The following is a 14,140-nucleotide window of genomic DNA, read 5'->3' on the forward strand; positions in this document are numbered from 1 at the left end:
TAGGAATCATCTTCTCAATGTAGCATAGTCTTTTTTTTAAAATGTCCTTTACAAAGGGTACACTTTAGTTTTGGCTGGTTCTTTTTATTCACCAAGATAATTTATTATTTTTATAATTTTTTGCGCAGATGTGCAATTTTTTCTTCAATTTCAGCAAGCTGCTTTTCCCCATTTGCGGTATTCCCGCCAACGGAATCTAGTTTCTCTAAATCAGAGGAAATACGTATATAATCGGATTTTAATTCTGCAATCTGATCTTCTATTTCACTTCTTTGCATTTTAACACCTCATTTTATACAGTTCTTATGTCTCATAGTAAAAGAAATCAATGGAAACAGCAAGTTGATTGATTTTTAACCGCTTACAAGTGTAGAATATAACTAAATATAAAGGTAAGGATATTATATAAAAGCATTTGCCATTATTCTAGTCGTCTTACACTTACATCTTTTTAGAATTGGGGAATTTGTAGTTTAATTCTGTAATATGAGGGTATAGTAAATTTGTACAATTGTAATTATTTCGGTAAGATTATAAATAATGGTTATTTGACTATTTTTTTCTAGTCCTTTAGAAGGAGGAGCTAATATATTGATCGTTATAGAATGGATTAAAAAAATATTTCAATTTATTGATAACATGTTTATGAAACTAGAAGAGTTTATTTTAAGTTTTGCTATTATTCTCATCTCTATTATGATTGTGGGGAATGTGATAGCACGTGAAGTGTTTAGTTCTGGAGCTTTTTTCTTTGCTTATGAAGTAAGTAAATTCGCCATTGTTATTGCAACCTTTATGGGGATAGGCTATGCAGCACGAAAAGGCCGTCATATTAGCATGTCGGCATTTTATGATTTTGCTTCTTTTAAAATACGAAAAGTGATGATGATCGCAATTAATTTTATTACTGCTATCGTGATGTTTATGCTTGCTTATTTCACTTATAGTTTACTAATGTTTGAATATAGTACAGGTGCTATTACAACAGCCTTAGAATTACCTAGATATTGGATGGCTATATTTTTACCACTTGGATTTTTCCTTGCTGGCATTCAATTTTTACGTAATACCATTATTAACTTTACAGCAAAAGCAAAGGATAAAGTGTACTTAGGTATTGATGCAGTGGATTATAACGACACAAAAGATAAAGATGTAAAATTAGAAGATTTATCTGTATAGATATAGTATACGACAAAGTATAGAGAGGAAAAGATTATGTTAACAACGTTATTAGTAATTATGATCATATTGCTTTTGTTGAACTTCCCGATGATGATCCCGCTTATCTTAGCACCAGTCATTATTATGTTAGTATATAATCCAAATGTGAATATGGATCTGTTAATGAAACAGCTCTTAACAGGTATCGAGTCGCCAGTGTTATTATGTGTGCCGCTATTTATTTTTGCAGCAGATATTATGACTTCAGGACGAACATCTCAGAGGTTGCTAGATTTTATTGGTGCTTTTGTTGGACATATACGTGGGGGATATGCAGTAACAACAGCTGCAGCATGTACCATGTTCGGTGCGATTTCAGGTTCAACACAAGCAACCGTAGTAGCTATTGGTCGTCCAATGCGAGAAAGATTATTAAAAGTAGGATATAAAGATTCAAATGCTATAGCACTTATTATCAATTCAAGTGATGCAGCATTACTGGTACCACCTAGTATCGGGATGATCATTTATGCCTTAGCAGCAGGATCTGGTGTATCTGTCGGGGATCTATTTATTGCTGGTATAATTCCTGGTTTAATGGTGTTTCTTGCATTTGCTATTTATAGTGTGATTTATGCAAAAGTAAAGGATATCCCCTTAGCAGAGAAGGTAAATTGGAAAGAACGTTTTAAGTTTTTCCGGAAAACATTATTACCATTAGGGTTTCCGGTTATTATTATCGGCGGGATTTACCAAGGTTTCTTTACTCCAGTGGAGGCTTCAGGTGTTTCTGTATTGTATGCATTTATTTTAGAAGTGCTAATTTACAAATCAATACCAATTAAAGAGATTCCAAAAATTGCTTTATCTACTGGACTTGTTACATCAGCGGTATTTATTCTAGTTGCTGGTGGTCAAGTTTTTACATGGGTTCTTGGATTTGCGAGAATCCCGCAGCAAATTACAGAAGCGGTTCTAGGGTCTGACCCTAGTGCATTATATGTATTGTTAATTGTAAGTATTTTCTTCTTTATTGGATGTATGTTTGTCGATCCTATTGTAGTTATTTTAATTTTAACTCCAATTTTTGTGCCAGCGGCAGAGGCTGCAGGGGTCAATTTAATCCATTTAGGAATTATCGTGACTTTCCAAGCGGCATTAGGTTCAGCAACACCACCGTTTGGTGTTGATATATTTACCGCCAGTGCGGTATTCAAAAAACCGTATTTGGAGGTTATTAGAAGTACACCACCATTCATTATCATGCTTTTAATAATTGGGGTCTTACTTGTATTATTCCCTCAATTATCATTAATGTTAATTTAATGAACTAAGATATTAAAGTGGCTTTTTAGCCACTTAATATAAAATAAAAAACCTAGGGGGTAATGATCATTTTTAACAAAAAGTATTTACTTATGTTAATCTCTGTATTGACACTAAGCTTCTTGCTTGTAGCATGCGGAGGGAACAACGAAGAAGACACAGAAGGTAATGAAGGTGAAGATAACGGAACTGAAGAAACAGATGAAGGAACAGAAGATACTGGTGAAGACACTGGTAATGAAGGCGAAGCATCAGGGGAATTTGAAGAACAAACTTGGGAATTTGTAACGGAAGAGTTAGAAGGCCAGGTTCAATACGAATATGCAGCAGAGTTTGCAAAACGTATTGATGAAAAATCAGGTGGAGCTATCACTGTTACGCCATATGAATATGGTGCTTTAGGTAGTGAAGTAGACCAAGCACAATTACTACAACAAGGCGGTGTGCAAATGGCCGTTATGTCTCCAGGGTTTACTGGTGGACAAGTACAAGATGGTCAAATCTTTTCACTTCACTATTTCTTCCCAGCTGATCCAGAGCAAACTCATGAAGTTTTAACAAATAGTGAAGCACTGAATCAAGACTTAAGAGCAAAATATGAAGAGCATAGCATTACGCCATTATCATACTGGACAGAAGGTGCTATGGCTTGGACTAGTAATGTAGGCATTGAATCTCCGGAAGATTTTGATGGATTAAATGTACGTGTACAAGAGTCACCGCTAATGCGTGAATCATTTGGTGCATATGGTGCAACTGTACAATCTATCAGCTGGGGTGAATTGTATACTGCATTGGATCGTGAAACAGTAGATGCACAAGAGAACCCTGTATTCTTTATTAATTCTGCTAGTTTCCATGAGGTGCAAGATACATTAACTATCTCTAATCACAACAACTATGTTGCCATGACAACAGTAAATACTGAATGGTATAACAGTTTAGGAGATGCAGAGAAACAATTAATTGATGAGACAGTAGCAGAGATGCAAGATTGGGTATTTGATGAGCAAAAACGTCAAAACGAAGAAGGTTTAGCTGCAATTAAAGAGGATACAGAAAATCCTACTGAAATCATTGAACTAACAGATGATCAAATTGCTGCATTCAAAGAAGTAGCAGAACCAGTGCACGAATACTATCGTAATGAAGTAGAAGGCATTGACCCTGCTATCTATGACAAATTAAAAGAAGAGATTGCGGAAGTTACTGGTGAGTAATTCGCAAATCACAGTAAAACAGCCTTAGCTCCACGAGCTAAGGCTGTTTTTATTAAGGCTTGGAGCCCCCTTTAACCATAAACCGCATAGCACAATAGCCATAAACTGTGCAGTAACTTTGGTGAAGTTTTCATCCGCTTTTCTCGATGAGTGTGTAATCGACGCTGCGGAAAAACACTCGCTTTCCGGGGGCAGCACCTCAGCCTCCTCACTCACCAAAACCGTTCGCTGTGGGGTCTTCGGAAGCTGCTCTTCCCCCAGGAGTCTCGCATTTTTCCGCCGCTTGTGTGAGTGTTCTTATTTAGTAAGAAAAAATTCTAGTAGCTTTTATAAATGATGCATTTGCACAAAAAATTCACCATCCTGACAGCGTAGGAAATATACGTAGACTCCTGCGGGAAAAGCAACGGCTGAAGATCCCGCAGGAAGTGTATTTTGCTTCCGAGGAAGCTGAAGCGTTGCCCGCGGAAAGCGAAGTATATTTCCGAAGCGTCATTTAAACTCTCACCCTACACTATTGCGCAGTTTTGTTCAACTATACATTAAAACAATTCAGGGTTATTTTCAGGTTGTTTCTTTCGCCATTCTTCATAAAAATGAGAGATGATGGTCTTTACAACGGCGTATGCCGGGATGATAAATAACAGTCCAAGAAAACCTGCGATGGCACCGGCAGCTAAAATAAGTGTAATCACGGTAAGGGGGTGTAGTGATAACGCTCGTCCCATTACATTCGGTGATATAAAATTGCTTTCCAGCTGTTGAGCAATAACCATGACAACCAGTGCCCATAACGCTATCATTGGATCTTGAAATAAACCAACAATAATAGCTGGAATTGCCGATAAAAATGGACCTACAAATGGTATGAAGTTCATGATAAGCCCAAATAACGCTAGCGATAAAGAGTAGTTTAAACCAATAATAACATACCCAATATAGAGCATAACACCAACACAGACACTTACAATAAATTGACCTTGTATAAACGAAGATAAGGTGTGGTTAATCTTTGCTGCAAGTGATTGAAAACTACTAGACTTACTAGGACTTAAAAATTTCGTAATACAAGGAACAAACTTATGCCCATCCTTTAACATAAAGAATAAAAAGAATGGTATTAAGAAAAAGGCAAAAACAAATCCAAAAACTTCACCAATGACATCAAATAGAGTAGATGTAATTTTTTCTGCATAGCCATCCAAATTGTTTGTTATATTTTGAATAGAATTTTCAAACTGTTGTGGGATGATATTTTGATTATCTTGCCAAATTTTTAAAAGTTGTTCAGTGTTTTCTACCATCTTCGGGACGCTCTCGACAAAGTTAGAGAATTGTTGTTGTACAATAGGTGCAATAAATACAATGCCTATCGTTAACACAAGAATAATGACGAAGAAAACAATAAATGTCCCGCCAACTCGAGGTACTTTTCTCCTTTCAAGCCAATTCACAATCGGATTCGTTATGTAAAAAACCATCCCTGCTCCAATAATAGGGACAGCAATCGCTGTCAGGTAGGCGCCAATTGGTGCGAAGATAAACCTTGTCAGATAGATAAGGTAAATTAAACCGAAGAAAAATATTAGTGTTAAGAGAATATGGGTGCTCTTTTTTTCAAACAAAAGCCTCACAACCTTTTTACGAAAATCATACTTTATCATAATTTTACCATAAAAAAGGATGAAAACGTATCATATTCAAATAGAATCAAACATATTTTTATGCTAGTATGATATATATGGAAAGGTTAGGTTAATTAAAGGGGGAATGGATTATGTCATGGAAGGAAAAGTATCAGAAGTGGATTTCGTTTACGGAGTTGGACAAGGATTTACAAGAGCAGCTAGAAAAACTAGAAGATAATGAAACAGAATTAGAGGATGCTTTTTATAAGGATCTAGCTTTTGGGACTGGTGGTATGCGAGGAGTGTTAGGTCCAGGGACGAATCGCATGAATATATATACGGTTCGTAAGGCTGTAGCTGGTTTATCTGCGTACATAACGGAAAATGTAACCGATGCAAAAAATCGTGGAGTAGCGATTGCGTATGATTCCAGGTATATGTCAAAAGAGTTTGCAGTTGAAGCGGCTAAAGTACTAGGGTCTCATGATATAAAAGCATATGTATTTGAATCTTTGCGCCCAACCCCATTGTTATCTTTTGCAGTACGTCATCTGAAAGCAGCTGCAGGTATTATGATCACAGCTAGTCATAATCCCCCAGAATACAACGGCTTCAAAGTCTATAATAAAGATGGTGGGCAAGTTCCTCTGGATGAAGCAGAGGCGATCATTGCAGAGGTAAACAAAATAGAAGATGAACTGCAAGTACGTGTTGGAGATCAGCAAGAACTGGAAAGTCAAAATCTATTAAACTGGATTGGTGAAGAAGTAGACCAAGCTTATTTGCAAGAATTGAAAACAATTAGTAAAGGATTAGGGAAAGACAATAAAGAACATGAAAACTTACGGATTATTTTCACACCGCTTCATGGCACGGCACATGATTTAGTGTTAGCTGGTCTTGATCAATTAGGTTTTGACAAAGTAGAAGTGGTTAAAGAGCAAGCGATCCCAGATCCAGAATTTTCCACTGTTACTTCTCCAAACCCAGAAGAGCACCAAGCATTTGAAATGGCTATCGAACAAGGGAAACAAGTAGATGCTGATATTTTAATCGGGACAGATCCAGATGCCGATCGTTTAGGTGTCGCGGTGCGAGATGGTAAAGGCTCTTATCAAGTAATTACAGGTAACCAATTAGGAACGTTGTTACTAGATTATACATTATCCCATTTAGACAAGCACCAGCGTGAAAATGGTCAATTGATCAAAACCATTGTAACAACAGAAATGGGAAGAGCTATTGCTGATCATTATGGGGTCAAAACTATGGATACGTTAACAGGGTTTAAATTTATTGGTGAAAAAATTAAGCAATTTGAATCCACTTCAGACCAATTCTTGTTTGGTTATGAAGAAAGCTATGGCTACCTAATTGGAGACTTTGTAAGAGATAAAGACGCTGTACAAGCAGCTGTAGCGGCATGTGAAATGTCTAGCTATTGGAAGGTAAAAGGAAAAACCTTATTAGAAGCGTTAGATACCTTATATCAGCAACATGGATATTATCTAGAGGGGATGAAATCCCTTACATTGAAAGGAAAAGATGGTGCTGATCAGATCACTGCTATCATGAGGGATATTCGTACTAATCCATTTGAGGCTTTAGGCAGCTTGCAGGTAGTTGCTGTAGAAGATTATCAAAAAAGAGAGCGTCAACTCACAAAAGAAAACCAAATAGAGACGATTCATCTTCCAGAAGCAGATGTGATGAAATTTAAACTTGAAAATGACGCATGGGTTTGCTTCCGTCCATCCGGAACAGAGCCGAAAATTAAAAGCTATTTCGGAGTGTGTACGTCATCACCAGCAGATAGTGATAAGCTATTAAAGGACATTCAGCAAGACGTGGAAGAGCGTATTAATAAAATTGTCGGCAGATTCGTATAAGAGAGCAAGAAAGAGAAGAACCTAATAACGGTAAAGGTTTTTCTCTTTCGTATTGATTCCCCTTAAGGTTGACAAAATCAGTAAAAAGACTTATAGTATGAATATACATAAAGGGGAGTAGCTACACAATAAATGTCGTCATTTCGAGAATGAATCTCCGGCATTATTGGCAACTCGACGTTGTTAGCGAGACCTTTACCACTAGTGGTAAAGGTCTCGTTTTTTTATGATCTTTACCATGTAGTGGAGATCATTTTTTTTTGCACGTTATGAAAGTATAAAATTTTAGCAGGGAAGCTACTCGACGTAGCAAAAAATTTTTAAGTACAAAGTATAAGTAAAACTAAGGCTTTCGCCATAAGGAATTGGCGATAAGCCAAGTTTTTCTTTAAAAAAGGAGAGGGATAAGAGTGGAATTACTCTTAGAATACGGTTGGGTATTAATTGTGCTCGTTGGTCTAGAAGGGATATTGGCAGCTGACAATGCGCTGGTTTTAGCCATCATGGTTAAACACCTTCCAGAAGAACAACGAAAAAAAGCTCTATTTTATGGTTTAGCTGGTGCTTTTATTTTACGATTCGGTTCTTTATTTATTATTTCGTTTCTCGTTGATGTATGGCAAGTTCAAGCAATAGGTGCAGCTTATTTACTGTTTATATCAGGTAAACACTTGTATGATACTTTTGCGAAGAAAAGGAATGAGATGGAAGAAGCCGAAGTAGAAGCAGAAGCAGCTGCAAAATCTGGCAGTGGTTTTTGGACAACAGTTCTAAAAGTAGAGCTAGCAGACTTAGCGTTTGCGGTCGATTCGATATTGGCAGCTGTTGCTTTAGCTGTAGCATTACCAGCAACAGGGTTACCGCAGGTAGGAAGCTTAGATGGCGGTCAATTTGCTGTTGTCTTAGCTGGTGGAATGATTGGTTTAATTATTATGCGATTTGCAGCAAATGTTTTTGTGAAATTATTAAAAGATCGTCCAGGTTTAGAAGTAGCGGCATTTGTTATTGTTGGATGGGTAGGGGTTAAGCTAGTAATCAGCGTATTAGCTCATGAGGATTTGCATATTCTACCACATGATTTTGCTCATTCATTAGCGTGGAAGTTAACCTTTTACACTATTTTAGTAGCGATAGCAGTGGCAGGCTGGTTTATGTCAGGTGCTAAGAAAAAGGAAACTAGTGCTTAAAAAGCTAATTATTTTTCATCCTTGCCCATGTTATGAAGGAAAAAGATGTAATAAACAATTAACATTTTCATTTAGACAAGTTTGCCATAAACAAGCATAAATATGTAAAAACTCCTTTTTTCTAAAAACGGAAAAAGGAGTTTTTTATACTATCAGAAAGTATAGATTATTATGGTTGATAGTATAAGTAAAACTAAGGCTCTCCTCTTTGACCTATTTTGACGTATATTGAGTAATCTTCCTATACCCTTCCTTTACCTTATTCGTATAATATAGTACATGCTTATGAATAAGGGGGAGGAAAATGAGGACATCACATAGAAGAAGAAGGAGGCCTCGTCTTTGTATCTTTTCTGGATACAATTGGTGTGGGCCGGGGTGCAGCGGTCCAGGTGAGCCTATTAACGCTGTAGATGCTGCATGTAAAGCTCATGACAAATGTTATCAAAGGAATGTTGATCGAAGTGGATGTGATGAAGCGTTTATCAAGAGGTTGGAAGCTTTTCAAAACCCTTATTCCAGAGAAGGCAGACATGCTAGACTCATGTTACAATACATGAAAATACAGCATTATTTTCGATCATTACCATAAAGATAGCAAATTTTAAAATGGATTCTGTAACAAATAGGCGGTGATTCAGCGAAAAAAAACAATAGATTCAGCCTCCTCACGAGCAACTTTGCTTTTGAGGGGGCACTCTATTATGGTCAGATGAAATAAAGAACTTCCAATTAATATATAAAGTAGATTTGTCTTTACTGCTCTTGTTGGCTAAAATTCCCTATATTCATTATAATAGAGAAAGTAAAAGGAGGTTTGAATAATGAAACGGTCATTAGAAAAATATGCAGAATTAGCTTTACATACAGGAGTAAACTTACAAAAGGGGCAAGGATTATTATTACAGGCACCTATTGAAGCAATTGAATTTGTACGGATTATTGTTAAAAAAGCGTATGAAGCAGGTGCCAAAAATGTTCATGTCGAATGGAAGGACGACGACCTTACTTATTTAAAAATGAAGCATGCACCAATGGAAGTATTAGAAACATTTCCAGAATGGCGCAAGAACGCTTTAATAGAAATGGTAAAAGAAGGATATGCGGTACTTAATGTATATGGTGAAAATCCTGATTTATTAAAAGAAGTAGACGGGAAACGTATGGCAGCCGTGACAAAAGCAAGCTCTATGGCATTGAAAGAATTTAGAGACTATATGATGAATGATAGAGCTCGTTGGTCTATTGTCGGTTTTCCGACCAATGAGTGGGCACAAAAAATTTATCCTGATGATAAGGCCGAAGCAGCTAAGGAAAAGTTATGGCAAGAAATTTTCCGCATTGCACGTGTAGATAAAGAAGAGCCGATCAAGGAATGGGAAAAGCATAATGAGCAGCTAAGAAATGCAAGAGAGTTTTTAAATGATAAACAGTACGTTAAACTTCATTTCCAAGCAGAAGGGACCGATTTAACAATCGACTTGCCTGATGGACATATTTGGCATGGAGGAGCTGCTAAAGCTGCTGATGGCATTCGTTTTAATCCGAATATACCAACAGAAGAAGTCTTTACGATGCCGCACAAATATGGTGTCAATGGGCAAGTTACAAGCACAAAACCTTTAAGCTTCCAAGGAAAGCTGATCGAAAACTTCACTTTAACATTCCGAGATGGAAAAGTAGTCGATTATACGTGTGAAAAAGGAGAAGAGGCACTTAAGAATTTATTAGATGCTGATAAGGATGGTGCTTCCAGGCTTGGCGAAGTGGCGCTTGTACCTCATGAGTCCCCTGTCTCTCAATCAGGAATTATATTCTTTAATACACTCTTTGATGAAAATGCTTCTTGTCACATTGCTTTAGGAAAAGCTTATCCAACTAATATATCAGGCGGGTCTGATATGGACCAACAGTCGATGGATGCTCATGGCGTAAATGATAGTATGGTGCATGAAGATTTTATGATTGGTTCGAGCACAATGAACATTGATGGCATCACAAAAAGTGGAGAGAAAGAAGCTATTTTCCGAAACGGGACATGGGCTATATCTTTTTAGAAAAGATAGGAAAGAAACTGTTATCTTGTATTAGATAGCAGTTTTTTTAAAACTATTTCATTTGTATTTCAATATGACAAGGTTATTTCAATGCCCTTACAATTACTTAAAGTTAAGCTAGATGACTTCCCCTTCTTTTGGTTTCCCGATAAAATGGAGGAAAATCAGATAAAGGGAGTTATGGTATGCAAAGAGAGGCCTATTTTGATAATGCGAAGCTCCTATTTATTTTTTTAGTTGTCTTTGGTCATTTAATTCAACCACTAAAGCCCAATATTGAACTTGTGGATGCGTTATATCAATCGATTTATTTTTTTCACATGCCAGTCTTTATCCTTGTAAGTGGTTTCTTCGCTAAAGGCTCAAGTGATAAAGGATATATCAAAAAGCTCTTCCAAAAATTATTAATACCATATTTTATTTTTCAACTAACATATTCGATTTATTTTTTAGGGATTGGCAAAAGTGAATGGGATAGCAGTATATATGACCCTCATTGGGGGTTGTGGTTCTTATTAAGTTTGTTTACGTGGCATATGATGTTAATTGTATTCAAGAAAATTCCACCTGTATTTGGTATACCTTTTGCTTTTCTTTTAGGGATTTTGATTGGCTATGTTCCGCTTTTTGGGGGAACGTTGAGCCTGTCTAGGACTTTTGTATTTTTCCCATTTTTCCTTATTGGATATTGGCTAACTAAAGAGGCCTTATTTAAATGGAGGAAAAAGGTATTACAATTAGTATCTGCTAGTATTTTAGCTAGTGTATTAGTTATAAGTTATTTCACGCCAACAATACCTGCTTCATGGTTGTTTGGATCAAGCTCCTATCAGGCATTAGATGAACCAGTTTATGGTGGTCTGATTAGATTAGCGATTTATATCGTAGCCATTTGCATGGTTTTTGCGATATTGTTGCTAGTGCCAAAAAAGGAATATTCTTATACCCATTTAGGACAATATACAATGTATGTTTACTTATTACATGGTGTAGTGATTCAATTTGCTAGACAAAATAACCTGCTGCAATTAGATCACAATCTAGACACCATTGGTTTAGCTGTGATTGTAGCTGCTTTAGTGAGGTTCTTGTCTTCGAGATGGGTCATCACCTTTACACAGCCACTAGTAGAAGGGAGAACAACTCTTTTACAAAATTGGTGGGAAGAGCGTCAAAAAAAGCAAGTCTATCATTATGAATAAAAGGATTGTCTCCACCTTTTAATGGTACACGCAACTGGAATATACTCGCTTGCACAGTGTTTCCTATACCGTGGTTATATTCCAGTTGCTAATAGCTTAACCTTTTCAACTGCACTTCTGAATTAGCTTTTACTACCCTGCGTAATGCTTCAGTATCCGGTCAACGGATCCGCCATATCCTTCTCCGAACATGTTTAAGTGAACAAGTAAATAGAATAGCTGGTACAGGGGCTTTGCATCTTGGTAATAATCAGGTAATGGATTGTGTGCCTGATAGGCTTCATAAAAATCATGAGGAAATCCGCCAAATAATTCAGTAAAAGCTATCTCAAACGCGTGATCTCCATAAACAATCGATGGATCGATTAAATAAGGGTTTCCATTTGGTCCTGTCAGCCAATTTCCTCCCCATAAATCACCGTGCAATAGGGATGATTTAGGATGAGCAGGGATATGTACATCTAGCTTTTCCATTAAAGCTTCTAACCGATTTCTCCTATGTTTTGGCATGCGCCCTTTGGCAATACCTATTTCTAACTGTTGCTGTAATCTTTTTTCACGGTAGTAGGATACCCAATTTTCATAGAATTGATTTTCTTGTGGTAATGTACCAACAAATGTAGGCATGTCTAACCCGAATTTTGAACCAACGTCCTTAAGGTGTAATTCCGCTAACCGCTCTCCAAGCAGTGTACCAGTGTTGGCATTTGCTCTCCCTTCGACCCATTCCATGATTAAACATACCGTTGCATTATTAGCATCTGTATCATAATGATACACTTTTGGCACATCTATGGTATTCGTTTGTTGGATCCGATTCAGTCCCTCCGCTTCTGCTTTAAAAAAATGGGAAAGGACATTTTGGTTTGTTTTAACAAAGTAGGATTGTTTAGCTGTTTGGACAAGGTAGGCTTGATTAATATCACCGCCAGAAACAGAATCGACAGATTTGATGGTGCTATCATCTCCGATGGCTGCTAACTTTTGTTCCATCCATGCTTGCATGTATACCAACTCCTTTGCACATAGTATATCATGTGAAAAAAGAGGTGGAAAAGTACGCAGTGTTTGTGTACAATAGGGAAGGTTTCAAATTATATGAAAAGGAGTATAGATATGCAACGAGAACATTGGGCATCCAGACTTGGTTTTATGCTGGCTGCGATGGGTTCCGCCGTTGGTTTAGGGAATATATGGCGTTTTTCCTATGTAGCTGGTGAAAGTGGAGGAGGAGCCTTTTTAATATTATATATTGTAAGTGTTTTATTAATCGGGATTCCACTCCTGTTAGTCGAAGTAAGTATTGGTCGAAAAGCACAACAAGATATTGTTGGTTCATATAAAAAGTTAGCACCGAATAAACCGTGGTTTATGCTAGGTTATCTAGGTGTAGCAAGCGCGTTATTAATTTTAAGTTTTTATAGTGTTGTAGCAGGCTGGGCACTTTATTATTTTTGGGGATATTTGACAGGTGCCATGAATCAAATGCCAGAAATAGGATATGGAGGTACGTTTGAAAACTTTATCACACAAGATTATCAGCCACTATTTTGGCATGCATTGTTTTTAACTATTACGATGTTAATAGTGTTAGTAGGTGTCAAAAAAGGGATTGAACTAGCTAATAAAATTTTAATGCCGGTATTAGCTCTGTTAATGATTGGGCTAGCAATCTATAGTGTCACATTAAATGGTGCGAGTGAAGGGTTATCCTTTCTATTCCAACCAGATTGGTCTGTTTTAGAGGATCCTTCTGTTTATATAGCAGCACTAGGACAAGCCTTCTTCTCTTTAAGTTTAGGTGTGGGGACGATGATGACATATGGCAGTTATCTTTCAAACGGTCATAAACTGCCTAGTGCGACGGTTGGAATTGGTGTAATGGATACATTATTTGCCATTATCTCAGGTATCGTGATTTTCCCGGCTGTATTTGCTTTTGGCATTCAGCCAGATTCAGGTCCAGTACTTGTCTTTATTACGCTGCCGGAAATCTTTTATCAAATGAGTTTTGGCTGGTTGATTGGATTCGTGTTCTTTACAGCTTTGAGTTTAGCGGCTATTTCGTCTTCGATATCTTTACTAGAAGTGCCGGTTGCCTATTTAATGCGAGCAGCGAAGATGTCAAGGCGTTTAGCTTCATTCTTAGTCGGAATTGTGGTATTTATATCAGGGATTACCGTTTCTCTAGGTATGGGCAAATGGAGTGACGTCACACTAATTGGTAATCTCAATATTCTGGATTCCATGGACTTTCTGGCATCTAATATCTTTTTACCAGTAGGCGGTTTGACCATGGCTTTATTTGTCGGTTGGTACTTTAACAGAAGGGAAGCTTTAGATGCCAGCGACCTTACGGGATATGCTATCGGTAATTTATGGTATGTCATGATTAAATATGTCGCACCTGTTCTTATCATTATCATTTTCCTTAATTCCATTGGGATAGTATAATGAGGGAAAAGGG

The 14,140-nt window shown here is 37.1% G+C and carries 12 protein-coding genes; 9 read left to right on the forward strand and 3 right to left on the reverse strand.

Translation table 11 applies throughout. From position 1 onward, the window contains the following. Positions 1-110: 110 nt before the first annotated feature. The gene (locus tag GHD00_RS18775) at positions 111-278 is read right to left on the reverse strand and encodes an SE1832 family protein (protein ID WP_163539743.1); all 168 of its coding nucleotides are present in this window, start codon (positions 276-278) and stop codon (positions 111-113) included. A gap of 313 nt (positions 279-591) precedes the next feature. On the opposite strand from GHD00_RS18775, the gene GHD00_RS18780 reads away from it, so the two are divergent. The 3 genes from GHD00_RS18780 (at position 592) to dctP (ending at position 3,710) form a co-directional block, all read left to right on the forward strand. Beyond that, positions 592-1,182 carry a TRAP transporter small permease gene (locus tag GHD00_RS18780; RefSeq protein ID WP_346427675.1) on the forward strand — a complete coding sequence of 197 codons (591 nt, stop codon included), beginning with the start codon at positions 592-594 and terminating at the stop codon, positions 1,180-1,182. A 36-nt stretch (positions 1,183-1,218) separates the two neighbouring features. Beyond that, the gene (locus tag GHD00_RS18785) at positions 1,219-2,490 is read left to right on the forward strand and encodes a TRAP transporter large permease (RefSeq protein WP_163539744.1); all 1,272 of its coding nucleotides are present in this window, start codon (positions 1,219-1,221) and stop codon (positions 2,488-2,490) included. A gap of 62 nt (positions 2,491-2,552) precedes the next feature. Further along, positions 2,553-3,710, forward strand: coding sequence for a TRAP transporter substrate-binding protein DctP (gene dctP / locus GHD00_RS18790; RefSeq protein WP_163539745.1), 1,158 nt, complete (start codon positions 2,553-2,555; stop codon positions 3,708-3,710). A gap of 542 nt (positions 3,711-4,252) precedes the next feature. On the opposite strand, the gene GHD00_RS18795 is transcribed toward dctP, so the two are convergent. After that, positions 4,253-5,335 (reverse strand): AI-2E family transporter, encoded by a 1,083-nt coding sequence (locus tag GHD00_RS18795; RefSeq protein WP_240468756.1) that lies wholly within the window; start codon positions 5,333-5,335, stop codon positions 4,253-4,255. 152 nt (positions 5,336-5,487) lie between these two features. Between GHD00_RS18795 and GHD00_RS18800 the strand changes: the two genes are divergently transcribed. The 5 genes from GHD00_RS18800 (at position 5,488) to GHD00_RS18820 (ending at position 11,673) form a co-directional block, all read left to right on the forward strand. Beyond that, positions 5,488-7,227: a phospho-sugar mutase gene (locus GHD00_RS18800; RefSeq protein ID WP_163539747.1), complete on the forward strand. Its 1,740-nt coding sequence runs from the start codon at positions 5,488-5,490 to the stop codon at positions 7,225-7,227. A gap of 404 nt (positions 7,228-7,631) precedes the next feature. Beyond that, on the forward strand, positions 7,632-8,414 hold the full coding sequence (locus GHD00_RS18805; protein WP_163539768.1) for a TerC family protein: 783 nt from the start codon (positions 7,632-7,634) through the stop codon (positions 8,412-8,414). A 304-nt stretch (positions 8,415-8,718) separates the two neighbouring features. Next, positions 8,719-9,006, forward strand: a complete 288-nt coding sequence (locus GHD00_RS18810; protein WP_163539748.1) for a phospholipase — start codon at positions 8,719-8,721, stop codon at positions 9,004-9,006. A gap of 232 nt (positions 9,007-9,238) precedes the next feature. Beyond that, complete coding sequence (locus GHD00_RS18815; RefSeq protein ID WP_163539749.1) at positions 9,239-10,471, forward strand: aminopeptidase; 1,233 nt, start codon at positions 9,239-9,241, stop codon at positions 10,469-10,471. 185 nt (positions 10,472-10,656) lie between these two features. Continuing rightward, positions 10,657-11,673, forward strand: coding sequence for an acyltransferase family protein (locus tag GHD00_RS18820; protein WP_163539750.1), 1,017 nt, complete (start codon positions 10,657-10,659; stop codon positions 11,671-11,673). Positions 11,674-11,805: 132 nt separating this feature from the next. Here the strand turns inward: GHD00_RS18820 and GHD00_RS18825 are convergent, their stop codons facing one another. Further along, complete coding sequence (locus GHD00_RS18825; RefSeq protein ID WP_240468757.1) at positions 11,806-12,678, reverse strand: fructosamine kinase family protein; 873 nt, start codon at positions 12,676-12,678, stop codon at positions 11,806-11,808. A gap of 111 nt (positions 12,679-12,789) precedes the next feature. Between GHD00_RS18825 and GHD00_RS18830 the strand changes: the two genes are divergently transcribed. Further along, positions 12,790-14,127 (forward strand): sodium-dependent transporter, encoded by a 1,338-nt coding sequence (locus tag GHD00_RS18830; RefSeq protein WP_163539751.1) that lies wholly within the window; start codon positions 12,790-12,792, stop codon positions 14,125-14,127. Positions 14,128-14,140 lie beyond the last annotated feature (13 nt).

The sequence above is a fragment of the Gracilibacillus sp. YIM 98692 genome (genome assembly GCF_010993965.1).
GTDB lineage: Bacteria > Bacillota > Bacilli > Bacillales > Amphibacillaceae > Gracilibacillus.

Bases quoted from the DNA above. Each gene is read 5' to 3' on its own strand.
- GHD00_RS18815 (WP_163539749.1), top strand. From the start codon at position 9,239: ATGAAACGGTCATTAGAAAAATATGCAGAATTAGCTTTACATACAGGA.
- GHD00_RS18825 (WP_240468757.1), bottom strand. From the start codon at position 12,678: ATGCAAGCATGGATGGAACAAAAGTTAGCAGCCATCGGAGATGATAGC.
- GHD00_RS18830 (WP_163539751.1), top strand. From the start codon at position 12,790: ATGCAACGAGAACATTGGGCATCCAGACTTGGTTTTATGCTGGCTGCG.
- GHD00_RS18810 (WP_163539748.1), top strand. From the start codon at position 8,719: ATGAGGACATCACATAGAAGAAGAAGGAGGCCTCGTCTTTGTATCTTT.
- GHD00_RS18775 (WP_163539743.1), bottom strand. From the start codon at position 278: ATGCAAAGAAGTGAAATAGAAGATCAGATTGCAGAATTAAAATCCGAT.
- GHD00_RS18800 (WP_163539747.1), top strand. From the start codon at position 5,488: ATGTCATGGAAGGAAAAGTATCAGAAGTGGATTTCGTTTACGGAGTTG.
- dctP (WP_163539745.1), top strand. From the start codon at position 2,553: ATGATCATTTTTAACAAAAAGTATTTACTTATGTTAATCTCTGTATTG.
- GHD00_RS18820 (WP_163539750.1), top strand. From the start codon at position 10,657: ATGCAAAGAGAGGCCTATTTTGATAATGCGAAGCTCCTATTTATTTTT.
- GHD00_RS18785 (WP_163539744.1), top strand. From the start codon at position 1,219: ATGTTAACAACGTTATTAGTAATTATGATCATATTGCTTTTGTTGAAC.